Raw genomic sequence first — 23,747 nt, 5'->3', positions numbered from 1 at the left:
GCGGTGCCGCCGGCGGCCGGCACGGTCGGCGCGGCCAGCGCAACCTCCGTGGCCACGCCGCCGGTCGCGCCGTTCACGGTAGCCAAGCTGACCCTGGGCAGCGCGGTCAACGCCGAGCACCAGGTGCTGCGCGCCAGCGACAGCTTCGCCACTAGCGACAAGACGCTCTACGCCACCGTCGCCACCGAGGGCAGCACCCAGGGCGCCACGCTCAACGCGAAGTGGAGCTACCTGGAAGGCGAGGGCCAGCTGGTCAGCAGCATCAGTCAGTCGATCGCCACCGACGGCCCCGCCATCACCACGTTCAAGGTGCAGAACCCCGACCTGTGGCCGGCAGGCAAGTACAAGGTCGAGATCTCGCTCGACGGCAAACCGGTGGCCAAGCAGGATTTCCAGATCGGCAAGAGCTGAGTTGCCGGATGCGGCATCGCGAAGGCGCCTGCGGGCGCCTTTCCCCGCTGCGGCTCAGCCTCCCTCCAGCGCCTTGCGTCCAGTCGCCGGATCGTCGGCGAAGAACGCATCGATGCCGACGACGAGATAGGCGCGGATCCCGGCCGTCGAGCCGGCCTCGCTGACACCGTGCGAGTCACTGCCTTGCCACAGGTCCCTCGGCAGGAAGCAGTTTTCGGGGCGGAACGTGTACGGGTGCACTTCCAGACCGGCGGCATACGCGTCGCGCACCAGCGCGGTGGGCGTGCCGAGGCGGCCGTCCGGTGCCAGCGGAATGATCGCGCGCACGTTCGGGCCGATCGCGTCCGCACAGGTGGCGATGGCGCGCAGGCTGGCAGGCGCCATCATCTGCGCATAGTCGAGGGTGCCGCCCGTGGCGGCCACGTCGTACAGCCGCTCGCCGGCGTCGCCCAGCAGTTGCGGCAGGCGGATGTTGCCGTGCGAGCCATCGCCGAGCTTGCCGCGCAGGTACTTCAGGTTGCCGATCTCGAAGGACTGGATCTCCACCGGCGCGCGCCGGGTGTACTCGTGCGCGACCAGTGTGGCCAGCAATGCATCCTCCATCGGCAGGCCGATGCGGCGGAAATAGCTGGCGTGCTTGATCTCCGGGATGAGTCCGATGAAGCGCCCGCGCGTGGCGGACTCGACGGCCAGCAGGGCGATGATCCCCCCCAGCGTGGCGAGCGGAAATTCGCCGTCGTGCTGCGTGCCGCGTGCCACGCAGCTGCGGCAACCGTCGTTCGCGCGCGCAGCGTGGCCAGCTCGGCCAGGGTGAAGTCCTCGCAGAACCAGCCGTCGACCGCCTCGCCGCCGATGCTCCTGCGGGTGCGGCGCGCGGCGAACTGCGGATGGGCGGTCGCCAACGCGCACATCGCTGGCGATGCGCCCCGCCTTCACTCCCGATGCCGTTCGATCCAGTTGCGGTAAGTGCGGTAATGGTGGATGGCGAAACCGGCGAACGACGGGTCGGCGCGCAAGGCCTGTTCCACCGTGCCCAGCGCTTGCTCGAACACTTTCGGCCCCACCTGGTCGAAGGTGACCTTGTCCAGCTCGTTGGGCGATACCTCCAGACCGATCACCACCTTCTTGCCAGCACGGTCGGCGTAGGCGATCTCACTGGCGGCGTGCGAGAGGATGCTGTCGCTGCCTGCGGCCTTGTTGCGGTAGTCCATCAGCGCGACGTAATCGAACAGCTCGATGGCGTGTTCGCTCGCCGGGCGCCGGACGCCTTTCCATTCCAGCTCGATGCCGTCCAGCCAGAACGGGATGGCCGGCCCCACGACCAGGCTGGCGTGGTGCTCGCGCTTGAGCTTCATCAGCGCGTCGCCCATGTCCAGGAAACCGGTCAGCAGGCGCTCGCGGGTATGCTCGTTCCACTCGTCGAGGATGTGCGGCTCGATGTCCAGGTTGACGCCGTCGAAGCGCGCCTGCACCGGCACGGCGGCGTTGTACTGCAGCACGCGGCGGAACATCTCCTCGGCCTGCTCGCGGTAGGTGGGCAGCACGTAGTTCTCGGTGTGCAGATAGGCCGAACCCAGCAGCGCGTACACCTTCATGTGCCGACGGTGCAGCTGCTCGATGAAGGCGCGATACAACTCGGGCCGCTCGACGATCAGGTTGTGGCCCCGGTACGCGTCGGCATAGAGATACACGGTGTCGATGTGCTGCGACTGCAGGTAGCGCACCGCTTCCTGCGCGACGGCCGGGTCCTCGACCATGGCGTAGGACTCCGCTTCCCAGGTCCACACGGCGCGACTGGCCTGAGCCATGGCATCGATCGGCAACACGCACAGCGCCAGCAGCAGGCACAGGTGGGAGAGGCGGATCATGGCGCGCTTCCTGCCGTGGCGCGGACATCCAGCGGCACATGGTATCGCCCCTGCCCGATCGCCCGGCCGGTTTGCGGATCGGACGGGAACACCGAAACGTAGCAGCGGCTGCCGCAGGCACCCGGACGCTGCAGGATCAGCTGCACCTGCTGCTGCCCGTCCGCCGGAAGCTGCAGGGCGCGGCCGGAGACTTCCTGCAGTTCGCGGCCATCCTCGGCGGTGAGCACCGCCAGCGGCACGAAGGCGCGGCTCGCTTGCGCATCGCCGTTGCTGAACATGGCCGTCAGCTGTACGCCGTCGCCGGCAACGGCCACCTCGGCCGAAGCCGTCGACAGGCCGCGCATGACCGGCGCCTCGCCGATGGGCTGCGCTTCCTGCACGGCCTCCCGATAAGCCACCAGCGGCGGCGTGGCGCCCTCGGGGGCGAGCTTCATCTGTTGCAGGAAGATCGCATTGGCCTGCTCGTAGCGTTGCAGGCGACGCATCACCCAGTCGCGCGTCCGTGCATCGTCGATCGGCGCCAGACGCATGCCCTCCTGCAGTTCGAACAGCTTTCCATCATGCAGCCACCAGTGGCCGGCCAGGTAGTCCGGCGCGCTGGTTTTGGTCTGCTGCAGGGGCAGTTGATGCGTGTTGCGGAAGCTGTCGTCCAGGTCCAGGCCGGTGCCCAGCCACGGCGTGCGCGCCGACCGCTGCAGCCCGTAGGCATGCGACAGCAGCGCCAGCAAGGACGGCGTGACGTCCAGTTGCGAGGACACCGCGCGGATGCGCCTGGCCTGCCTGAGCAGCGGCGAGTAGATGATCAGCGGCACGTGGTAGCGGTCGAGGTGCTCGCCCATCGGGAGTTCCGGCAGGCGATGGTCGCCGGTGATCACGAAAAGCGTGTTCGCGTACCACGGCAGCTTCGCCACCGCGTCGAAATAGCGGCGCAGCTGCTCGTCGGTGTAGAGGATGGTGCTGTAGATGTTGGCGTCGGCCCGGTAGGCCGCGAGCCGCGCGTCGTCGATGCGCAGTTCGCGCAGGCGCTGTTCGAAGCGCGTGAGGTAGGCGTCCTGCCCGGGGAATTGGTAGGCGGTATGCATGGAGATGGTCTGCATCGCCAGCAGGAACGGCGTCTGCAGCTGCGTGCTGTCGGCCAGCACGCGCGACACCAGCTCGCGGTCAGGGTAGCCCCATTCGCTGAAGGGATCGCGCTGATAGCCGGCGCCGAAGTTCTGCAGGTCCACCAGATGCTGCACGCCCTGCAGCTGCAGGAACGCGCGCTCGTTGTCGAAGCGGGTATCGGTGCCGTTGTAGAACGCGGTGTGGTAGCCCTGCTGCCGCAGCAGGCTGAACAGGCCCGGGCCCGGTGGCATGCGCGCGCCCAGCGCGGTGAAACCTGCCCTGGCGAACGGCGCCGAGTTGAACAGGCTGGGCAGCACGCCGAAGGTGCGGCCCTGGTTGGCCAGGAAGTTGTCGAAGTACAGGCTGCGCGCCGCCAGCTCGTCGAGGAACGGCGTGAAGCTGCCCAGCGACGCCTGCGGGCCGGAGAACGAACGCCCCAGTCCCTCGACCACGATCACCACCAGATTGGGCGGGCGGCCGTCGGTGGTGGGCGCGAAGTACGGGCCGAGCGTGTCCGGCGTCTGCTCCGCATGCAGGAACGGGAACTGCGGGTCCAGCGGCGGCTCATCCGCACCGGCGACGGCGACGGCGGCTGCGGCGCCGGTGGCCGGCACCACCACGGCGCCGCGTCGGGACCAGCGCCAGAGATCGGCACAGAACCACGCCAGCTTGTTGCTGGCCAGGTCGCGTGCCGCGTCGTCTCTCAGCACGCGCGCACCCGTCGGGAGCGGCAACAGCCACGCCAGCAGGCCTGCCGCCAACAGCCACGTCGTCCACCGCCCGGAGCCGCCTGCCCACCAGCGCGCGCACACGTACAGGCTGCCCCACAACACAAGCAGCGGCAGGGCGTAGGCCAGTACGCTGCGCGGATCGGAAGGCAGGCCGCCGGACAGCGTGGTGCGGATTTCCGCGACGCTGTAGCCGAACAGGTCCGCGCCCAGCGGTACCCGCGCCACCTGGAAGTACTGGTCGAGCGCGGCCTGCAGCGCGATGAACAACGACCAAAGTACGGCCACCGCCGCGACGCGCCACCGCGGCCGCTTCAAGGCCAGCAGCGGCAGCGACAGCAGCAGCAGGATCGGCGCCGCGCGCAGCAGCGCGAGGGCTGCCTGCGCAAGCGCGACGCCGGCCACGGCCCACTGCTGGCTGTCGCCGCGCGCGATGCCGGCGACGCCATGGGTGACCGCGCCTGCCGCCAGCACGAACTGCGCCGCCAGCAAGGCCGGGAACATGGCGGCGAAGCGGGACCAGGCCTGGCCGTGACGCGCCGTGCTCATCGGCGCGGCCCGCTTACCAGCGCGCGTACAGCGTGAGCCACAATCGCCGTTCGTCGTAGCCGTCGTCGTCGCTGGCGTAGCCCGCACCCAGCTTGAACCCCCAATGCGGCGAAAGGTAGTGCGCCCAGGACACGCCGATGGCGGCATTGCTGTTGCGTACCATGGTGCCGAAGCGGTCCATGTCGGTGCTGCGGCCGCTGCTGGCGCTCAGCTCCAGGTAATCGTCGGCATCGCCGCGGTAGTAGTTGCGCAGCACGAAGCGGTTGCTCCAGCTGCCGGAGCCCGCGCCCGGCACGTACTGCAGCTTGTAGCGGGCATACCAGTTGCCGACGTAGCGGCCCACGCCGATGCCGTAGAAGTTGGTGTTGCCGGTGAAGTGCAGCTGGTCGACGCTGGCCGACAGCTCCCAGCCGCTGCCCACGCCCTGGAACACTTCCATGCGCCACGCCCGCTTCGGCAGGATGCCGCTGGCAGGGCCCTGCTGGTAGCGCAGGTTGGCATAGGCACGCGACCACAGCGACACGTAACCGTCCAATGCCCAGGCCGTGTCGCTGCGGCCGAAATGGTCGGCGCGCAGCAGTTCCAGGGCGAGCGAGCCGCGGTCGAAGTAGCGCCGCAGCGACAGGTCGGTATCGTGCCAGTCCTGCCGGCCGCCGCTGAACCCGGTGTAGCCCCAGCCGGCGTTGACGCCCCAGCGATAGCCCCGGCTGGCATAGACCGCGCCCGGCAGCAGGCTCCGCTGCAGGCTGGCGATCTCGTCGGGGTTGGCGCCGAGTGCCGCTGCAGCGTCGAAATCGGCGCGGGCGGCCGCGCTCTGGCCGGCATCGCGCAGGGCAGCACCGCGCGCCATGCGCGCCGCCGGGTCGTTCGGCGCCAGCGCCACCCACTGCGCGTAGGCGTCGGCAGCCTGCTGTGGGCGGCCGCTCCAGCGATAGGCGTCGCCCAGCGCCGACCAGGCGTCGGCGTAAGCCGGACTCTGCTGCACCACCTGGCGCAGGTCGCTTTCGGCCGCGGCGTACTGCCCGTCCCAGGCGTAGGTGCGCCCGCGCGCCAGCAGCAGGTCGCCGTTGCCGGGGTGTTCGGCCAGCAAGGCGGTGTAGCGCTGGATGGCCACCGACCGCTGGCCGCCGGTGGCGAGCTGGCGTATCTGCGCCAGCTGGGTCGTCAGCGCGTCGGCAGCGGCGGTCTGCGCCATGAGGCAGGGCGAAGCTGCCGCCAGGGCCAGCAGCAGCGGCCAGCGGATACGCGACCTGCGGGATGGGTTGCTGCGCTTCATGCCTGCTTGCTCCCTTCGGCAACCTGGTCGATCGGCATCGTTTCGTTCTCCACCTGGCCGTGGTGCCACGAGCCGTCGCGCCGGATGTGGCCCCACCGATGGTGCTTGCGCAGTCCGAACAGCCACAGCAGCGTGCCGTAGAAGCGCCAGCAGGAGTTCATCTGCCGGTAGCCGAAGTTCTCCAGCACCGCGACTGCGAACAGCCGCAGTTGCTGCGCCGGCCGCGCGTACAGGCCGAAGGACAGTTCCTCCAGCAGCATCGCGTTGACCGACAGCAGCACGCCCATGCCGATCGCCGCCGCCAGGAAAACCAGGAACACCTTCAGCGGCACCAGCCCGGCCAGGGCCAGCACGATCATCGAGACATAGCCGACCACCTCGATGATCGGGCCGAGGAACTCGAACAGCAGCATGAACGGGAACGCCACCCAGCCCACCACGCCGCCGCGGCGGTTGAACATCAGGCCGATGTTCGACCACAGGCTTTCGGCCAGGCCGCGCTGCCAGCGCACGCGCTGGTTGCCCAGCGAGGCGACGTCGGTCGGCACCTCGGTCCAGCACACCGGGTCCGGCACGAACACGATGCGGTAGTCGCGCTTCTCCTCACGCAGGTTGCGGTGCAGGCGCACCACCAGGTCCATGTCCTCGCCCACCGTGTCGTCGCGGTAGCCGCCGATGGCGATCACGCGCTCCTTGTAGAACACGCCAAACGCGCCGGAGATGATCAGCAGCGCGTTCATCGGCGACCAGCCCATGCGCCCGAACAGGAACGCGCGCAGGTATTCGATCACCTGGAAGCTGGGCAGCCAGCGATCGGGCAGGCCCACCCTGGACAGCATGCCGTCGGCGACCTTGCAGCCGTTGAGTACGCGCACCACGCCGCCGGTGGCCGCCACGCGCCGATCCTCCAGGAACGGACGCACCACCCGCGAAAGGCTCTCCGGCTGCAGGATGCAGTCGGCGTCCACCACGCAGAACAGCGGATAGCGCACGCAGTTGATGCCGGCGTTGATCGCGTCGGCCTTGCCGCCGTTGACCTTGTCCACCATGCGCACGTGCGGGTAGCGGGCCGAAGCGTAGACGCCGATGACCTCCTCGGTATGCAGCCGCGCGCGATAGGCCTCGGGCACCTTCACCAGACCGAAAGCCTCGATCAGCGCGTTGCGGGTGTGGTCGCTGGAGCCGTCGTTGACCACGACGACCTCGAACTCGGGGTAGTTGGTCTTGAGCAGCGAATGCACCGAGGCCACCACCGACTTCTCCTCGTTGTGCGCGGGCAGCACGATGCTCACCGGTGGCTGGTATTCACGCAGGCCGGGCGGCAGGTAGTTGGCCCGGTACTCACGCATGTAGCGCACGATCTGGTAGGCGGAGATGTAGTTGAGGATCAGGTAGGCCAGATTGATCGCCACGAAGTAGATCATGAAGATCCACTGCATCGAGACCAGCACATGCTCCCAGGAGCCCAGCTGCAGCAAGCCCGGGGCCGCGCTCCAGTGCGTGTTCATGCCACGACTCCCATGTCGTGCTCGGAAAGCACCTGGTCGATGATGTCCCGCCCGTAGGCGTCGTCCTGCCGCTGCTGCAGCTGGCGCAGCGCGGCCGCGCCCATGCCCGGCAGCGCCAGCAGCGCCTGTGCGGCGCGGTAGCGCACCCACCACACCTTGTCGGCCAGCATCGGCTCCAGTCGCTCGGTGTCGGTCGCCTCGCCGAGGCGGCCCAGCGCCGACGCTGCGTGCATGCGCACGTGCCAGCGCGGCGCGTCGAGAAAGCCCGCCACCCGCTCGCGGTCCTGCCGGTCGTTCACCAGCTGCAGGCAGACCGAGATCGCATGGTCGTCGACCGAGCTGTCGAGCAATTGCCGGATCACCGCGGCGGCACGCGCGGGATCGATCTCGGCCAGGAACCGCACCAGCTTCGCGATGGTGCTGGTATTGGCATGCAGCAAGGCGCTGTCGAGTTCGCGCGCCGCGCTGCCGTCCTCGTTGCGGGCCAGGATGCGGGCCACGTTACCCGGCATCCAGTCGTCGCGCTGCAGGATCATCGGCACGAACATCGCCATCGCCCGGGGCGGGTCCACCTGCCCCAGCGCATGTGCCGCGCACAGCGAGACGATCGGGCTGCGGTCGTTGAGGAACGGCACCAGCTCGTCGAACATGTCCTGCTCGCGCAGGTGCCCCAACGCGATGATGGCCATCGCGCGATCGTGGTAGTTGCCTTGCAACATGCGTCGCGCCGCATCCGCCAGGCCCACGCGCTGTCCCAGCGGCAGCAATCGCGCCGACTCCGCGCGCGACAGCGATTCGTGGGTCGCGTTCCAGGTTTCGATGAAGCCGGCGACTTCACCCTGCCCCAGCGGGCGCAACCGCAGCTCTTCGCCCGCCAGCACGCGCTGCATCAGCTGCGACCAGTGCAGCCGCGCATGCCGGTCGCGCCGCTCGCGCCGGCGCGAACGTGCACGCAGGAAAATAATGACCGACAACAGGCTGAAGGCGAGCACCAGGGTGAGCACCGCCACCCAATACGCCACGATCAGCAGCGTCGCCTCATTGACAGGATTGTCCATCACGGTCCCCTTTGGTCGCCTTTGCGGCACGTGGCCCAGCCCATGCCTGATCCATGCACAATTCGTTCCACCAACAAGGACAGCTGCGTTGCCGCTCACGATCTGGCCACGCGAGGCGCAGCCACCCATGCCGGCCCGAGGCCGGGGCGTGAACAACAGCGTGAACCCTGCGCACGGCAGGCTGAAAATGCGTGCGCCAGGACATGGGCCCTGTTCCCATGGAAGGCATAGCCGATCGCCATGCCGACAATTTTTGTGACTTAGGTCACATTAATGCAGATCAGGGCCAAGATAAAGGCGGCTCATCGGGACTGTCATTCCCGGATCGAACGTGGTAGGCAGCAGGCCATCGCGACCTCGAAGGTCTCTCGGGGCAAAGCCGGTGGTCAAATCAGCAATTCGTGCCGGTGCTGACACGACATGCGACAGAGTCCGGTTGCTGCTGTCCCACTTCGCGGTGTGGCTCCGCACCGCCAACGGAGGCAGCGCATGGATGACGGCTCGCGCGACCGTCCTGGCTGCGCAAGCATTCACCAAGTCGAAGCTGGATCGCCCAGGCTTCCGTACATCGTCAGGTCCTTCGTTGTGATGCCTCAGGGAATCCTGGCCATATGAAGCAGTACGCCCGCCAGGCTCCGGAGATCCTGGGCGTTGTGGTGAGCCACTCGCCGCAGGTTGGTCGCCGGGCCGCCACGCAGATAAGTCAGCCACGCGGCAGGTGCTTCGGAACCAGGCAAGTCATCCTCGCGCACCACGCCGAGCAGTTGTCGTTCGACTGTCGCCAGCCGACAGTTCTCCCACACGCCTTTCCAGCGGCGCCGCACCGGGTGCAGGAGATCCAGGTGGCGCAATCCCATCAGCGGGTTGGGCAGGCGGGCCAATCGATAGCGGGTAGCCAGGAGCGGGGCGTCGTAGCACTTGCCGTTATAGCTGACGAGCACGGTCTCCGGATTCAGCCATGAAGCGAACGTCCGCAGCATCGAGGCTTCGGCGCTCATCGACGTGATCGTCAGCTGGCGAATGCGGAAGCGTTCACCGACCCAGTCGGCTGCTCCGATCATGAACGCCCGCGTCCCCGTGCCGCCGGCCAGGCCCGTGGTTTCGGTGTCGAAGTGCATCAGGTTGGCGCCGTGCACCGGATCATCGAGGCGGGCAAAACGTGCATCGATGATGCCCGGTGGCGACGGCCAGTCCGCATGGGTTTCGGTGAATCGAAGTCCCGGCGCAATTTCCTCGCCGACCACTTCACGATCGAGCGACGCGATCGGCAGCGCCGGTCGCGTGTGCTTGGCGCGGAACTGCACGAGTCGCCGGACATCCGTCGACGCGGGTGGAGCGATCACCGGCGCAGCCAGTCCCGCCTCCGTGCGCAGCCCGCGCAGCTTCTGGAGCAATGCACTCACAGCGCCACCCACAGGGCGAGCACACGCAGTGCCAGTGCCTTCGGTGTGGTAGCCGCATCTTCGTCAGCCGCGAGCACTGGCCCCACGCAGGCCGGGCAGCCCCCGCGGCAATCGCAGCGCTCGATCAGGGTGACGGCCTGAGCCACCAGATCCTCGCGGCGATGGAACAAAGGCTCGCTCAGACCGATGCCACCAGGAAAGGCGTCGTAGAGATAGACCGTCGGCGTGAAGGGCGCATTCGCCGCCAGAGCGGCAGGTTGACCGTCGATACCGCGGATCTGACCGCGGCCCGACAGGTCGGCGCTGACGAACCACGTACCGTCGCCGCTGCCCACCGACTTTTGCAGGTCGCGCGCCTCGGCCATCACCGCCACCGTTGCCACGATGTGCAAGGCATAGGCCGCCCCGAGGAAGCCATCCAGCGCCTGCTGGCGATCTTCAAAGGCGGCGTCGAGTACCACCGCGGCCAACTGCCACCACACCGCGGTGGTGTGTAGCTCCTGGTCCGGCAGGTTGACCGGGCCGTAGCCGATGTTCTCATGCGAGTAGAAGCGGATCTTCTTGTAGCCGGGCACGCGACGGACGACATGCACCTCCCCGTGATGCGCCTGCCCGCACCCCGCGTCAGACGTGTCGAAGCAATCGAGCACCTTGAGCTTGGTGTAGTCGATCGCGTCGGTGTAGTAATCCACCTGAGTGCGCGTGACGTATGCCTTGCGCCCTGCCCAATCGAGGCGCTCGACCTGGTAGGGCACGGACTGGATCATGTGGATGGCGCCTTCGTAGAGGGTCACCGGTGCGGCGGTGTAGTCGACTTCCGCGATGATCGTCTGGCGTCCATTGGTGCGGTCGACCACGACGAAATTGCCATCGGCGACAGACCGGAGAGACACGGCGATCGCGGGGTAGCTGTCGGCGATCCACTCCCAGCGGTCGCCTTCCCGGTGCAGCACGCCTTCCTCGCCCAGCACGTCAAGCCAGGGTGTGGTCACTTCGGTGCCAAACATCTCATCACCGACGAAGGGCAGTTCAAAGGCGGCGCAACGGATGTGGTCGAGCAGGATCAACGGCTGATCGGGCTGGATGCGGGCGTGCTCGGGGGGCGCATCCTGGAAGAACTCCGGATGGCGCACCAGGTATTGGTCCAGGGGATCCGAGCTTGCCACCAGCACACCCAGGGCGGACTGCTGGCGGCGCCCGGCGCGCCCGAAGCGCTGCCATGTGGCCGCCACCGAGCCGGGATAGCCGTTGAGCACGACGACATCGAGGCCGCCGATATCCACGCCCAGTTCCAGGGCCGAGGTACTCACGATGCCGTCGATGGTCCCGGCACGCATCTCGCGCTCCGCCGCCCGTCGTTCCTTCGGCAGATAGCCGCCCCGATACGCACGAATCCGAGCCGGCTTGCGTGGGTCGTGATCGAACACGTCTTTGAGGTATTTGGTCAGCACCTCCACCATGGTGCGACTCTGCGCGAACACCAATGTCTTCATGCCGGACTTGATGGCCAGCCGCGCGATGCGGTTGGTTTGCGAACGTGCCGAGGCCCGCAACCCCAGATCGGGATTGACCACCGGCGGATTCCACAGCAGCACGTGCTTGTCGCCCGTCGGTGCACCGCTTTCGGTGATTGCGGTGACCGCATCCTCGATCAACGCCTCGGCGTGTTCCTGCGGATTGCCGATGGTCGCCGAGCACAGGATGAACTGCGGAGTCACACCGTAAAATGCGCACACCCGTTTGAGGCGGCGGATCACGTTGGCCACGTGCGAGCCGAAGACGCCCCGATACGTGTGCACCTCGTCGATCACCACGTAACGCAGATTCTCGAAGAACTGCGCCCACTTCGTGTGATGCGGCAGGATCGCCTGATGGAGCATGTCCGGATTGCTCACCACGATGTCGCCATGCAGTCGAATGGCCTGGCGCGCGTCACCCGGTGTATCGCCGTCAAAGGTGAAGGCCTTGACGCCAAGACCACCGGCTTGATTGAGTTCGAGCAGTTCGGCGACCTGATCCTGTGCCAGCGCCTTGGTCGGAAACAGATATAGCGCCTTGGCGCGTTGCGTCATCGCGGCGGTGACGACCGGCAATGTGTAGCACAGCGATTTCCCCGAAGCGGTCGGCGTGACGATGGCCACGTGGCTGCCGGATTGCGTCGCTGCCCACGCTTCGGCCTGATGACTGTAAAGACGTTCGATGCCACGCGAGCGCAGGGCCTGGGCGAGCGCCGGTGGCAGATCGTCTGGCAGGGACGCGTAGGAACCCTCGCGTCCGGGCACCACAAAGGCCCCCGTGATCCGCGCGGCATACCGCTTCGTCAGGCGTTGGGCAAGCGTGCGGCCATCGCCGGGATGGCGCAGCACCAGTTCGTCGGAAGCATAGCGATCAGGGAGAGCGTTCATGCACAGGCCTGGAAGACGGTGGACGCAGTTAATCGGCTGCCCATCTCACCCCGTGAGACCGGCTCGGACGATCACGGCAGTCTCCCGTCGGAAAAACCAGGGCCTGTCATCAACGACTGCCGGGGTCGATCGGGAAGTTGGCCCCATCGGCGATCGCCCGCACATACGCCGCCTGCGTGTGCTCCCCGCGAACCGCGCGCAATGGATCGGACCTGCCGACGCGCTCCAGTGAAGCGCGTCGGCACGAAGCGAAACTGCGATCATTACAGGTCGTGCGGAGCCTCGGCACCAGCCCCACCGTGCACTCGTCCGTGGCATGGAGACAGAGGCAGGTCAGCCTGGCCTCGGCATCCTCCGACAGATGCATGCGTCAACCGCGTTTGCAAAAGCGGGGGCGTGCTTTAATACCCCCGGGGGTGTGTGATACATTCCGGACATACACATGCGGCGCCGCTGCGCAGTCTTGGCTGTGGTCAACTCCGGAGGGGGGTCTTGGCCTCGAACCACCACATGCATGAGCATTCCCACGCGGCCCTCCGTGACCGCGAAACTGTGTCGACGCCGCTGTCATCGACTGTCACCAGGCATACACGCGCCGACGTGCCGCAACCCATCGGCCGCCGCAGCACCGCACCGGCCTTCAGTCCCGGAATCCGTGCCGCTGGCCACACCCTGCATGGCATGGAGCCGTATCGATTCGATCCGCAAGCTACGGAGAATACCGATGCCAGAGCTCCCGATGCCCGCCATCAAGCGACACGGCAAACACATGTTTGCCGCAATCGAGTATGCCGGCCTGCTGCTGGTACTGATGGCGACGGTGGTAGCCGCCGCACAGGAAGTGCGCTCGATGATGCACAACGCCAGTGTGTCGGTGACGGACTTGCTGCTGCTCTTCATTTATCTCGAGATCGTGACCATGAGCAGCGTGTACTGGCACACGGGCCGACTGCCGGTCCGGATGCCGCTGTATGTCGCGATGGTCGCGCTGGCGCGACACATGATGCTCGACTCCACCAAACTGACCTCGCTCGACATCCTCGCCGAGGCGGGTGCGATCCTGCTGTTGGGCGTGGCGGTACTGCTGGTCCGGTACGGCCACACCCGCTATCCCTACCTCGACGAGAACGGTCATTCCCGCACCATCAGTTGATGCTTGGATGGCCATCCGCGTGCCGCCGTCGCTGCCGTATCACCCCCTGATCCCGTGGAGAAATGCCATGCACCATGCCCCATCCACCCTGGCCCTGCTTGGACTGCTCGCGCTCAGCCTGTCGTTCGGTGCCGCCGCTGGCACCGCCACATCGGCCACCGCTGACAACGCCAACGCGGCTGGCTGGCACACCGGCGTCATCACCAGCGGCGGGGAGATCCACCCGGTGCCCAAGGGCTCGTCGTTCATGCCCGACCCGAAGGCCACCTACAAAGTGGTGTTCGCCATGACCCGCGGCAGCGACGACCCGAGCAAGGTCAGTCCGGCTGTCGAACGCGTGGCGCGCGCGGTCAACCTTTTCACCGCGGCCGGCGTGCCCCTGAAGAACCTTCACTTCGTCGCGATCGCCTACGGCGCGGCGACGCCCGCGATGCTTGACGACAAGCATTACGAGGATGCGTTTCTGGTGCACAACCCGAACCTGCCGATCATCCACGAGCTGCGCAAGGCCGGGGTGGACATCGTGGTGTGCGGCCAGGCCGTGGCGGAGTACAAATACCAGTTCGAGTGGATCGACCACGACGTTCCCGTGGCACTATCCGGCGTAACCACGATCACCGAGCTGCAACTCAAGGGCTACGCCTTGATGCAACTGTGAGTGTGTGACGGCTCCGACACTGATCCGCGCGCGCTTGTCACGCGGCGCGTACCCGGAAGCTCTTCAGGGGAAGCACGCTCGATGCATACTCGCAACCGGTTGTTGATCTTCGGCGCATCGCTGGTGTTGTGCGCCGCCGCGTCGGGCGCAACCACCCCCGATGCCGCGCATATCGTCGCTGCGGGAAACGGGCACGGAGCGCCGCCCTGCGCAAGCTGCCACGGCGCCGATGGCGGTGGTCAGGCCGCCGCCGGTTTCCCGCTCCTGGCGCATCATGACACCGCCTACCTGCGGCGCCAGCTCGACAGTTTTGCCGACGGTTCGCGCGCCAACACGACGATGGCGCCGATCGCAAAGTCGCTCACTGCAGCCGAGCGCCAGGCATTGGCCACCTATTACGCCCGCATGCCGTTGCCTGCCGCGACGCAACGACCAGCCGCCGACAGCAACACCGATCGCGCCCGCGGCGAGCAGCTGGCGACCCGCGGCATGTGGGACCAGCAGGTTCCTGGTTGCGTGCAGTGCCACGGTCCGCACGGCGTGGGCGTCGGCACGAATTTCCCGCCGTTGGCCGGTCAGTCGGCGGTCTACATCGCCAACCAATTGCGCGACTGGCGCAGCGGCACACGCAAGAACGAACCGCTGGGGTTGATGCAACACGTCGCATCGGCGCTCAGCGACGCAGATATCCAGGCCGTTTCCGCATGGTTTGCCGCACAGCCAGCGGGAGACCAAGGAGGCAAGCCATGAAACCCGCACCCCGCATCGCGGTCATCGCACTGGCCATCGTGATCGTGCCGTTGGCGGCGCGCTCCAGCGGACAAGCATCCCACACGGCCGTCGACCATCCCGCAACCGAGCCGGCGGTCGCGGCGTTGCCCACCTTCACGCCACCACCCGACTCAGCCATTCCGGACGACCCGTTCGGGGCCTTGGTGCGGAAGGGTCGTGACATTTTTACGGATACGACCCGCCACGCCCAACCCTACGTCGGCAACGGCCTCAACTGCCAGAATTGTCACCTCGATGCCGGGCGACGCGCCAACTCGGCGCCGATGTGGGCCGCCTACGTGCGCTACCCCCGCTACCGCGCCAAGGACGACAAGGTCAACAGCTTCGCCGATCGCCTGCGCGGCTGCTTCCAGTACAGCATGAACGGCAAGGCACCAGCGGAGGACAGCGAAGTCATCCGGGCGCTGACTGCCTATTCGTATTGGCTTGCAAGCGGTGCGCCCACCGGCAAGGACCTCGCCGGCTGGGGCTATCCCAAGGAAGGCTTCAAGCCGCCACTGCCACCCAGCTACGCGCGCGGGCAAAAGGTCTACGCAAGCCATTGCGCGTTGTGCCACGGCACCAACGGCGAGGGCCAGCAGGTGGCCGGCAAGTTTGTGTTCCCGCCGCTGTGGGGTCCGGAATCCTTCAACTGGGGCGCCGGGATGGGCAACATCGACAACGCGGCGGCGTTCATCAAGGCCAACATGCCCTTCAGCCGCGGCGGCACCTTGACCGACCAGGACGCATGGGACGCGGCGATGTTCATGAACGCGCACGAGCGACCGCAGGATCCGCGCTTCAAGGACAGCATCGCCGCTACCCGCAAGCGGCACCACGACAGCAAGTGGTCGCTCTACGGCATCGAAATCAACGGCCACCTGCTGGGAACCGGCACTCCGCCGCGCGACCAGTAATGACGCGCGTGGCGCAGTGGCACGCGTGACCACTGCGCTGCGTTGCCCGCACGTCAGTCCACCGCGGTCGCCCGTGGCGGACTGGCCGTTCTGGATCCGTGCCGACTACTTCCAGGCGTACTGGATGCCCAGGGAGTCCTCGCGCATCGAGATCTTCTCGGTGCCGGCGGGCATGCCGCCCATGAACACCGGCAGGATCGAGGCGCCGGATACGCTGTGCGTGAAGGCGTGCATGTAGGCCATGGTCAGCTCATTACCCGAGGCCAGTTTGTGCGTGAAGCCGAGCGTCACGTGGTTGGTGACCACGCCCGGCGCAAGGATGTTGAAGGTGACGTCGCTGCCGCGGATCGGGTTGCCGGTGTGGTTGTAGCCGGCCCGCCAGGTCCAGCGATCTGAACTCGCCCACTCCGCGCCGAGTTTCCACACGTTGACGTCTTGCCAGCCGAACCCGGGCCCGTTGGCCGATCCAAGCTGCGTCGGCCGTAGGCTGGAGTCGCCCACCGCAGGCACGTCGCTGTAGTTGATGCGCATGTAGTCGAGCGCCAGCTTCACGCCGCGCGACGGCGTCCAGGCGAAGCCGGCCCCGTAGTTGCTCGGGATATCGAAGCGGCCGCGTTCGGCAAACAGGCCCGCGTAATCGGAGAAGCGGCTCATGCGCACCTTCATCGCATACGTCGCGCCGATCGAGAAATCGTCGCTCAGCCTTGCGTAGTAACCGAGGCGCAGGCCGCCGCCGGTGGAGGAATCGCGACCTTTGTCGGTAACCCTGGAGGGATCAGCGGACAACCCTGGCGTGCCCGCGAATGCCTGCAGGCCGAATGCCTTGAAGCTCTGGTACACGAACAGCGGTGAGACGCCGATCGACTGGCGCGGCGTGATTGCATAGGCAACGGTCGGCGCGACGACCAATTGCATCAGGTCGACGCCAAGGTGACCCTGCCCGCACAGCATGTTGGCGGATCCCATGCCGCAGTTGAAGGTGCCGCCGGGATAATCGGTGTCCATGCCGCCATTGCCGTACACCGTGACGCCCAGCGCAAGTTGGTCGCTCAGCATGTGGTTGTAGCCAAACTCGGGAATGCCGAACCATTTCCGGTTGCTCGACACCGAACCGTCGAGTCCGGGCCCGAGGCCACTGCGCGACGCGGAACGCCGCGGAGTAAAGGCGGTGAGGCCCAATTCGAGCCGGTTACCGGAGAACACCATCGTCGCGGGGTTGTTGGCGCCGCCGAAGGCGTTGTCGGTGAATGCCAGCGAGGCTCCGCCGCGGCCCGATGCCTGCATGCCATAGCCGTGCGTGAAATAACCGTCGGTTGCATGAGCCCCCGAAGCGACGCTCGCGAGCGCGATCAACAAGGCGGTGCGGCGAAAAGTCGCGCGGCAGGTGTCGGAACGGAAGCGTGTGGAATACTGCGATTGCATGGTGTTGCCCCCTTCATCAGTTCATGGAACAGCGCGGAAACATTGGCTCTGCAGACTCGCAAAGAGGCGAGCTGCCCTGCTGCTGCAGCGTGCGACACCCACGGTCTTTTCACCCTTTGCCGCGTCTCCCCCTACCGCGTGGCGCCCCCTTGCGCCATCGGGTCGACGCATCACGCCACCCGGCGCGGACGTCCTTCAGGTTCAGGCGCCAGTACCAACTCGCTCCGTGAGAGAATGTGACGTCGGTTCGCGCGTGCTGGCGTGCGGAGCACCCATCGGAAATCAGTTTGGAGGCAGCCATGCAGGAGATCGGCGAAAGCCGCAAGAAGGTCGCGTTGCGCCTTGCACGCGTCGAAGGCCAACTGCGGGGCATCAAGGCGCTGGTCGAAGGCGGCGCCGATTGCGAAGACATCGCGATGCAGATGACCGCAGCGCGGCGCGCCCTGGATCGCGCCTTCTATGAAATGCTGGCATGCAGCCTGTTGAGCCACGTGGACGAGGAACCAAGCCCCGCGACGGTCCGCGAGTCGACCGGCGAACTCATGCGCCTGCTGGTGAAGTTCGCCTGAGTCACAGGTCACGGCTTGCCCTGCTTGAGCCATTCCTGTTCCATCTGCAAGTAGGTTGAGTTGGCGTTCAGGCGGTTGGCGGCATCGAAGGTCGGCACGCTCTTGAAGCGTGACCAGTCGGTCTGCGCATAGGCGTCGTCGAAGCTCTGCCAGTTGCGCACCGCGTTGCCCATCTGCGTGCGCAGGTACTCGATGTAGCCGCGGGTGAATTGCGCGTCCTGGCGCGGATCGGTGGATGCCGGGCCATGACCCGGCACCATCACGCGCGGATGCAGGGCCAGCACTTCGTCGATGGCGACGAGCCAGTGGTGCGTGTCCGAATCCGGGCCGATGAACGGCGCGCGGCCGGCATAGATCACGTCGCCCGAGTACAGCACGTTGTCGGGTTCGACCAGCATGCCGAGGTCTTCGGGCGAATGCGCCGGCCCGAAACGGTGCAGCGACAGCGTGACCGCACCCATCTTGAACGAGTCGTTGTGGTCGATCCAGCGATCGGGCAGCGGCAGCTTGAAATCGGCACCAAGGTACTTGCCGATCAGCGCACGGCGTTCGGTGACCCGCTGCAATGCCGCCTCGGAGCCGAGATAAGCCTTGGCACGCACGTCCACCCACACCTTCGCACCCACCGCGCGCAGCGCCGGGGTGCCGTAGAAGTGATCGGCGTGGTAGTGGCTGATGATCACCATCTTGATCGGTTGCGAGGTACGCTGGCGGATCTCCGCAATCAGGCGGTCGGCGAGCGACGGTGAGCCCAGCGAGTCGAACACGATCACGCCATCGCCGGTGATCACGAAGCCGGCGTTGGCAATGAAGCCCTGGTTCTCGCGCGTGGCCGCATCCAGCCGGCCTTCCACGTAGTACGTGTGCGGGCCGACCTGATACACCGGCATGTCGATGTCGGTAGGCGCCCAATCACCCGCGTGCACCGGCAGAACCAGGGCCACCAGCAAGCCGAGGCACCACGCCGTGAGCCCGCCGGGACCGCGCCAGGTCATGCGCCGATGATCCCCGGGTTGCCGGCTTCGCCAATGAGGCGCGGCTGCTCCACGTTGGGCGGAGCCAGCGTGCGGTGCGCGGCAAGGTACTGCTCGACAACCTCCCACACCGGTGCGCCACCCGGGTCGCTGGCGACGGGCGCCCAGCCCGCCACCTTGTACTTCTTGCCCGCATCCATCGGCACGCCGGCCAGGCGCATGTCGCTGATGCGATGGCCGCTCGCCGCACCGGGCATGCAGGCGTAGCTCATCCCGCCCACGCGCACCATGTCGCCGCCCTGCTGGTAATAGGGATCGGGGTTGAACAAGTTGTCGCAGACGTCCTCGAAGATGGCCTTGAGCTCGGCGCCGGTGTATTCGTTGACGGTCGCGGTCGGATAAGTGATGGCCGTCTGGTCGAGCAGGCACTCGCGCGTGATCGACTCACCCGGCAGCAGCGAGGTACCCCAGCGGAAACCGGGCGACAACGCGATCTGCGCGCCCTTCACCTCGCGCAAGGCATCGAGGATGACCTGGTCGAAGCTGCCGTTGAAATTGCCGCGGCGATACAACAGGCCCTCGCTGACCGCGAGTTTCTCTTCCAGCTTCGCGCGGTACGGCGCGCGGTGGCGATCGATCAGCGCCTGCATCGCCGTGTCGGGCTCCAGCAGGTTCGCGAATACCGGCAACAGGCGGTAGTGGTAGCCGCGCACCTTGCCACCCTGCACGTCGAAATCCAGTACGCCGAGGAACTTGCCGTTGCTGCCGGCATTGGTCACCAGCGTCTGCCCGCCGGCATTCTTGACGGCCACGGGCCGCGGCACGCCGTCGTGGGTGTGGCCACCAAGGATCGCGTCGAGGCCGTGCACCCTGGAGGCGAGCTTCAGGTCGACGTCCATGCCGTTGTGCGAAAGCAGCACCACCACGACCGCACCAGCCTTGCGCACCTTGTCGATGGTGCGCTGCAGGCGGTCGTCCTGGATGCCGAAGGTCAGGCCGTCGACGAAGCGACTGGGGTGCGCGATCGGCACGTACGGAAACGCCTGGCCGATGACAGCGACGCTGACACCGTTCACTTCCCGCAAGGTGTAGTCCGGGAATACCGGATCGCCGAAATCGGCAGTGCGGATGTTTTGCGCAACGAACTCGAGCTTGCCCTTGAACGGCCCGTCGACGACCTCGCGCACCCGGTCGGCACCGTAGGTGAACTCCCAGTGGCCGGTCATCACGTCGACGCCGAGTGCGAGCTGCGCGTCGATCATGTCCTGGCCACGGCTCCACAGCGCGAGTCCCGTGCCCTGCCAGGTGTCGCCACCATCCAGCAGCAGCGAGCCCGGGCGCTCGGCGCGCAGGCGCTTCACCAGTGTCGCGAGATGGGCGAAGCCCCCCAGCTTCCCGTAGCGCTTTGCCGCAGCGACGAAATCAAGGCAGCTGAGCGCGTGGGCCTCGGGCGTGTCGGCGGCGATGCCGTAGTACTTGAGGAAATGCTCGCCCACGAGGTGCGGCGGCCTGCCGCGCACCGCACCGACGCCGATGTTTTGCGAGGGCTCCCGGAAATACACTGGCTGCAGCTGCGCGTGCGTATCGGTCAAATGCAGCAGTCCGACGTTGCCGTACTTCGGCACGTCGTACAACGACCGGGCGTCCCGATCGGCGGCGAACGCCAACTTGCCCAGCGGCATGCCGGCCACGGACGCCGCCGCCAGCACGCGCAGGAACTCACGCCGTGACAGGTTCATGGTGCGCGATCAGCCGACGGTCGCTTCATCGGTGCGGCTCTCGCCGGCCGAGTCGTTCCAGGTGACGGTGATCTTGTCGCCCGGCTTGCCGCCCTTGAACCGCAGCGTGAGGAACGGGTTCTTGGAGACCGCCGGGCCCCAGTCGCCGGTCATGACCGTGCGGTCGTTGCACGCAACCGTCACGGTCTTGATGTAGTGCGGCGTCGTGGCGAGCTTCAGCTTGCCCGCGGCATCGGTGGTGAGGCCGGTCGACTCGGGGTGTGACATCAGCATTTTCACTTCCACCACGTCGCCGTTGGCGGTGGCGCGAATCTTGGTCGGATCTGGCATGACGCGTGTCCTCGTGAATGGATCGTTCTCAACCGCCGCAGCCGCCGAGCGTCACCTTGACCAGGCGCTCGGCGTAGAAGAAGCCCTTGTCGGTCTGCACCAGCGCCGTGACCTTGGCAGTCTGCGCAAGCTTCATGCGCAGCGACACGTAGGGTTCGGTGCCATCCGGGATGTGGCACGCCGCGGTCAGCGCATTGGGGTTCTTCTCGCAGGCAATCGCGATCAGCTTGGTGTTAGGCAGGTTGCTCTGCACTTCGACCGGCACCACCGCGCCGTTTTCGGCGATGTCGGGGGCGGTGAGGTCGACGTCCTTGGACAGCTGCGCCTGCGTGCCACCCAGCGCCTTCACCAGCTCGTCGATGGTGTGCGCCTCGAACTCCTTGCGACTGTCGCCCGGCGCGAGTGCGTGCAGCACGTCGTCCGCGGCCCACGCCCGAGTCGGTATCCAGCCGCTGCCGACCAGCAGCGCCAACGCACTGCCACCGCCTGCCAGTTTCAGAAAATCCCGTCTGTTCGATTTCATTGCAACGCCCTCGACTGATGTTGACTCCACCCGCGCGCATGCATCGCCATGCACATGGTTTACTTTTCTGGCGAGCCGGCCAGGACCCACTGGATGATCGCGGTGAGTTCGGCGTCGCTCGACCCGGTCTGCGGCGGCATCGGGATGTTGCCCCACACCCCCGAGCCCCCCGCGCGCACCTTCTTGAACAGACGCTGCTCCGCGCCCGCATCCGCCTTGTACTTGGCGGCGACACTGCGGAACGCCGGCCCCACGATTTTCTTGTCGATGCCGTGGCACGCTGCGCACCCGAACTGTTCGATCAGCGCTTGCGGGGCTGGTGCGGCCGCCGCATGCGCGGTTGTCTCGTCAGCCGGCGGCGCGGCTTCATTCATGCTGGCCAGGCCGCGAAAGTTGTCGCGGATGTCGCCGTACATCGAGGCGACAAAGCCCTCCGGGATCGAACCGGTGATCTTCACCTCCTTGGCGCAATCGCGCATGCAAGTGGTGTTGTGCGTGTCGGACTTGCCATGCACGTGCATCAGGCCGGGGAACTCGTAGAAACCATCGCGGTTCGGCATCTTCACCTGCGGCAACGTCTCGCGATTGGCCACGAAGTTGCCGGGCACGATGTCGCTGAGGTTGAGCACGTAGGCCGTAACGGCGTACACCTCGTCGGCCGTCAACGACTTCGAGTGCGGGAACGGCATCGCCCGGTTGACGTAGTCGAACAGGGTTGTCGCGTAGTTGAGCCGGCTGCCGACGGTGCTGAGCGGCGCGTTGGTCTTGAGCGAACCCACGCCGCCGGCCAGCACCATGTACTTGTTGCTGTCGCCAAAAGTGCCGTGGCACACCGCGCAATTGGCGTCGAAGATCTTTTCGCCCTGCGCGACCGAACCCTGGCCACGCGGCAGCCCCTGCCCGTCGGGGCGCACGTCGATGTTCCAGCCCGCGATCTGCTGCGGCGTGGCCGCGGTCCCCAGTCCGTAATTCGACGCGCTGGCCGCATAGACCAGGCCGGCTGCGCCAAACCCCGCGACGCTGGCGATGGCGAGCAGCCTAGACCTGGACATTGTGCACCTTGCCTTCGGTATCGACCTGCCACGTCTGGATCCCGTTGTTGTGGTAGGGCGAGTGGGTGCCACGCACTTCGCGCAATTGCGCCATGGCCGGTTGCACGTAGCCGGTCTCGTCGACACAGCGGCTTTGCAGCAACGCCGGGCTGCCATCCCAGTGCCAGTCGGCGCAGAAGCGCGTGAGGGCCTTGGTCAGTACCGGCCCCTGCAACTCCGCCTGGCGCCAGTTGCGGCCGCCGTCAGTCGATATGTCGACGCGCTTGATCCGGCCACGCCCCGACCAGGCGAGGCCGCGGATCTGGTAATACCCGCCCTTGTCCAGCAGTTGCTGCTCGCCCGACGGCGAGGTGATGACCGACTTGGCCTCCTGGATCCAGGTGTACTGGCGCGTCCGGCCATCGGGCATCAGATCGCTGTACTGCAGCGATTCCTCGCGCGTGTTCCACGGCTGGTCGCCCACCTTGATCCGGCGCAGCCACTTCACGTTGGAGACGCCCTGCACGCCCGGCACCAGCAGCCGCACCGGATAGCCCTGTTCGCGCCGCAGCATCTCGCCGTTCTGCCCGTACGCGACCAGCACGTCGTCCAGCGCGAATTCGATGGGGATGGTGCGCGTGAGGCCCGAGCCATCGGCGCCCTCGGCGAGGATGAATTTCGCCCGCTTGCGATCGAAGCCCACGTCGTCAAGCAGCGTCGATAACGGCACGCCCGTCCACTCGGAGCAGCTCAACATGCCGTGCGTGTACTGCACCGTCGGCACGGCCGGGGTCGCCCAGTTCATCCCGGTGTTCGCGCCGCATTCGATGAAATGGATCCGCGAAACCGAGGGGAACCTCAGCAGGTCCTCCATCGTGTAGATCTTGGCCTCGCGCACCAGCCCGTGGACCATCAGGCGGTGGTCGTAGGGATTGATGTCGGCGCGACCGTTGTGATTGCGCTCGAAGTGCAGGCCGTTGGGCGTGATGATGCCGAACTGGTTCTGCAGCGGCGAAAACGCGACCGAGGACTGCGTGGTCGTGGTCAGGCCCGGACTGGATCGCCGGATGTTGCTGCGCTCGAACGGCGACGGCAGGCCATAGGGGTCGGAGCCCACCGGTTTGCCGAGATCCTGCGACCACGGCGCGAGGTTGGGCGGCAGGTACTTCGGATCCGGCACGTACTCGCCGGCGTGCGCCAGCGCTGGCAGCGCGGCGGCCGCAGCAGCAGTCGCACCAAGGCCAAGGCCGATGCGACGCAGCACCTCGCGCCGCGAGCGGCCTTCCGTCGACAGGAAATTTTCTGGCGCCTCGATCAGGCGCCCCAGCCTGGTGTCATGCGTGCTCATCG

Annotated in this window: 20 protein-coding genes and 1 pseudogene; 6 read left to right on the top strand and 15 right to left on the bottom strand. The window is 66.8% G+C overall.

Going from position 1 to position 23,747, the window contains the following annotated elements:
* Positions 1–411, top strand: a 411-nt coding sequence (locus UUA_RS19665; RefSeq protein ID WP_008438989.1) for a hypothetical protein, incomplete at its 5' end; no start/stop codon positions are given.
* Between the two features lie 54 nt (positions 412–465).
* On the opposite strand, the pseudogene UUA_RS16630 reads toward UUA_RS19665, so the two are convergent.
* From UUA_RS16630 to UUA_RS16595, 8 genes and pseudogenes are all read right to left on the bottom strand, one after another.
* A pseudogene (locus UUA_RS16630) lies at positions 466–1,304 on the bottom strand (glycerophosphodiester phosphodiesterase family protein); the annotation flags it as partial.
* A gap of 39 nt (positions 1,305–1,343) precedes the next feature.
* Positions 1,344–2,279, bottom strand: coding sequence for a hypothetical protein (locus UUA_RS16625; RefSeq protein ID WP_008438984.1), 936 nt, complete (start codon positions 2,277–2,279; stop codon positions 1,344–1,346).
* Positions 2,276–4,660, bottom strand: a complete 2,385-nt coding sequence (locus tag UUA_RS16620) for an LTA synthase family protein (protein ID WP_008438983.1) — start codon at positions 4,658–4,660, stop codon at positions 2,276–2,278. The genes UUA_RS16625 and UUA_RS16620 overlap by 4 nt, the downstream gene beginning before the upstream one ends.
* 13 nt (positions 4,661–4,673) lie before the next feature.
* Positions 4,674–5,936 carry a YaiO family outer membrane beta-barrel protein gene (locus UUA_RS16615; protein ID WP_008438982.1) on the bottom strand — a complete coding sequence of 421 codons (1,263 nt, stop codon included), beginning with the start codon at positions 5,934–5,936 and terminating at the stop codon, positions 4,674–4,676.
* Entirely contained in the window at positions 5,933–7,444 is a 1,512-nt protein-coding gene (locus UUA_RS16610) for a glycosyltransferase family 2 protein (RefSeq protein ID WP_008438981.1), read from the bottom strand. Before UUA_RS16610 ends, UUA_RS16615 begins: the two co-directional genes overlap by 4 nt.
* On the bottom strand, positions 7,441–8,502 hold the full coding sequence (locus UUA_RS16605; protein ID WP_008438980.1) for a HEAT repeat domain-containing protein: 1,062 nt from the start codon (positions 8,500–8,502) through the stop codon (positions 7,441–7,443). Before UUA_RS16605 ends, UUA_RS16610 begins: the two co-directional genes overlap by 4 nt.
* Before the next feature lie 593 nt (positions 8,503–9,095).
* Positions 9,096–9,905 (bottom strand): ribonuclease H-like domain-containing protein, encoded by an 810-nt coding sequence (locus UUA_RS16600; RefSeq protein WP_039954330.1) that lies wholly within the window; start codon positions 9,903–9,905, stop codon positions 9,096–9,098.
* The gene (locus UUA_RS16595) at positions 9,902–12,310 is read right to left on the bottom strand and encodes a DEAD/DEAH box helicase (RefSeq protein ID WP_008438978.1); all 2,409 of its coding nucleotides are present in this window, start codon (positions 12,308–12,310) and stop codon (positions 9,902–9,904) included. Before UUA_RS16595 ends, UUA_RS16600 begins: the two co-directional genes overlap by 4 nt.
* A gap of 739 nt (positions 12,311–13,049) precedes the next feature.
* On the opposite strand from UUA_RS16595, the gene UUA_RS16585 reads away from it, so the two are divergent.
* The 4 genes from UUA_RS16585 (at position 13,050) to UUA_RS16570 (ending at position 15,809) form a co-directional block, all read left to right on the top strand.
* Positions 13,050–13,463, top strand: a complete 414-nt coding sequence (locus UUA_RS16585; protein WP_039954328.1) for a phosphate-starvation-inducible PsiE family protein — start codon at positions 13,050–13,052, stop codon at positions 13,461–13,463.
* 7 nt (positions 13,464–13,470) lie between these two features.
* Positions 13,471–14,121, top strand: coding sequence for a DsrE family protein (locus UUA_RS16580; RefSeq protein WP_235605927.1), 651 nt, complete (start codon positions 13,471–13,473; stop codon positions 14,119–14,121).
* Positions 14,122–14,223: 102 nt separating this feature from the next.
* Entirely contained in the window at positions 14,224–14,871 is a 648-nt protein-coding gene (locus UUA_RS16575; RefSeq protein ID WP_235605928.1) for a c-type cytochrome, read from the top strand.
* Complete coding sequence (locus UUA_RS16570; RefSeq protein WP_008438963.1) at positions 14,868–15,809, top strand: c-type cytochrome; 942 nt, start codon at positions 14,868–14,870, stop codon at positions 15,807–15,809. Before UUA_RS16575 ends, UUA_RS16570 begins: the two co-directional genes overlap by 4 nt.
* 105 nt (positions 15,810–15,914) lie before the next feature.
* Here UUA_RS16570 and UUA_RS16565 read toward each other — a convergent pair whose 3' ends face one another.
* Complete coding sequence (locus UUA_RS16565; protein ID WP_008438962.1) at positions 15,915–17,231, bottom strand: OmpP1/FadL family transporter; 1,317 nt, start codon at positions 17,229–17,231, stop codon at positions 15,915–15,917.
* A gap of 299 nt (positions 17,232–17,530) precedes the next feature.
* Here UUA_RS16565 and UUA_RS16560 point away from each other — a divergent pair, with 299 nt between their 5' ends.
* A complete protein-coding gene (locus UUA_RS16560) occupies positions 17,531–17,800 on the top strand; it encodes a metal-sensitive transcriptional regulator (protein WP_008438961.1) in 270 nt (89 codons plus the stop codon).
* Between the two features lie 8 nt (positions 17,801–17,808).
* On the opposite strand, the gene UUA_RS16555 is transcribed toward UUA_RS16560, so the two are convergent.
* Genes UUA_RS16555 through soxC form a run of 6 tightly spaced genes read right to left on the bottom strand, consistent with a single transcriptional unit; the run spans position 17,809 to position 23,745 of the window.
* Entirely contained in the window at positions 17,809–18,795 is a 987-nt protein-coding gene (locus tag UUA_RS16555; RefSeq protein WP_008438960.1) for an MBL fold metallo-hydrolase, read from the bottom strand.
* Positions 18,792–20,513, bottom strand: a complete 1,722-nt coding sequence (gene soxB, locus UUA_RS16550; protein ID WP_008438959.1) for a thiosulfohydrolase SoxB — start codon at positions 20,511–20,513, stop codon at positions 18,792–18,794. Before soxB ends, UUA_RS16555 begins: the two co-directional genes overlap by 4 nt.
* A gap of 9 nt (positions 20,514–20,522) precedes the next feature.
* Complete coding sequence (gene soxZ / locus UUA_RS16545; RefSeq protein ID WP_008438957.1) at positions 20,523–20,843, bottom strand: thiosulfate oxidation carrier complex protein SoxZ; 321 nt, start codon at positions 20,841–20,843, stop codon at positions 20,523–20,525.
* A gap of 28 nt (positions 20,844–20,871) precedes the next feature.
* Positions 20,872–21,366, bottom strand: a complete 495-nt coding sequence (gene soxY, locus UUA_RS16540; protein WP_008438949.1) for a thiosulfate oxidation carrier protein SoxY — start codon at positions 21,364–21,366, stop codon at positions 20,872–20,874.
* A 59-nt stretch (positions 21,367–21,425) separates the two neighbouring features.
* The gene (locus UUA_RS16535; RefSeq protein WP_008438948.1) at positions 21,426–22,418 is read right to left on the bottom strand and encodes a c-type cytochrome; all 993 of its coding nucleotides are present in this window, start codon (positions 22,416–22,418) and stop codon (positions 21,426–21,428) included.
* Positions 22,405–23,745: a sulfite dehydrogenase gene (gene soxC, locus UUA_RS16530; protein ID WP_008438946.1), complete on the bottom strand. Its 1,341-nt coding sequence runs from the start codon at positions 23,743–23,745 to the stop codon at positions 22,405–22,407. The genes UUA_RS16535 and soxC overlap by 14 nt, the downstream gene beginning before the upstream one ends.
* Positions 23,746–23,747 lie beyond the last annotated feature (2 nt).

The sequence above is a fragment of the Rhodanobacter thiooxydans LCS2 genome, assembly GCF_000264375.1.
Taxonomy (GTDB): domain Bacteria; phylum Pseudomonadota; class Gammaproteobacteria; order Xanthomonadales; family Rhodanobacteraceae; genus Rhodanobacter; species Rhodanobacter thiooxydans.
The sequence above is the reverse complement of the archived record's forward strand: the minus strand, read 5'-3'. Positions and strand labels throughout refer to the sequence as shown.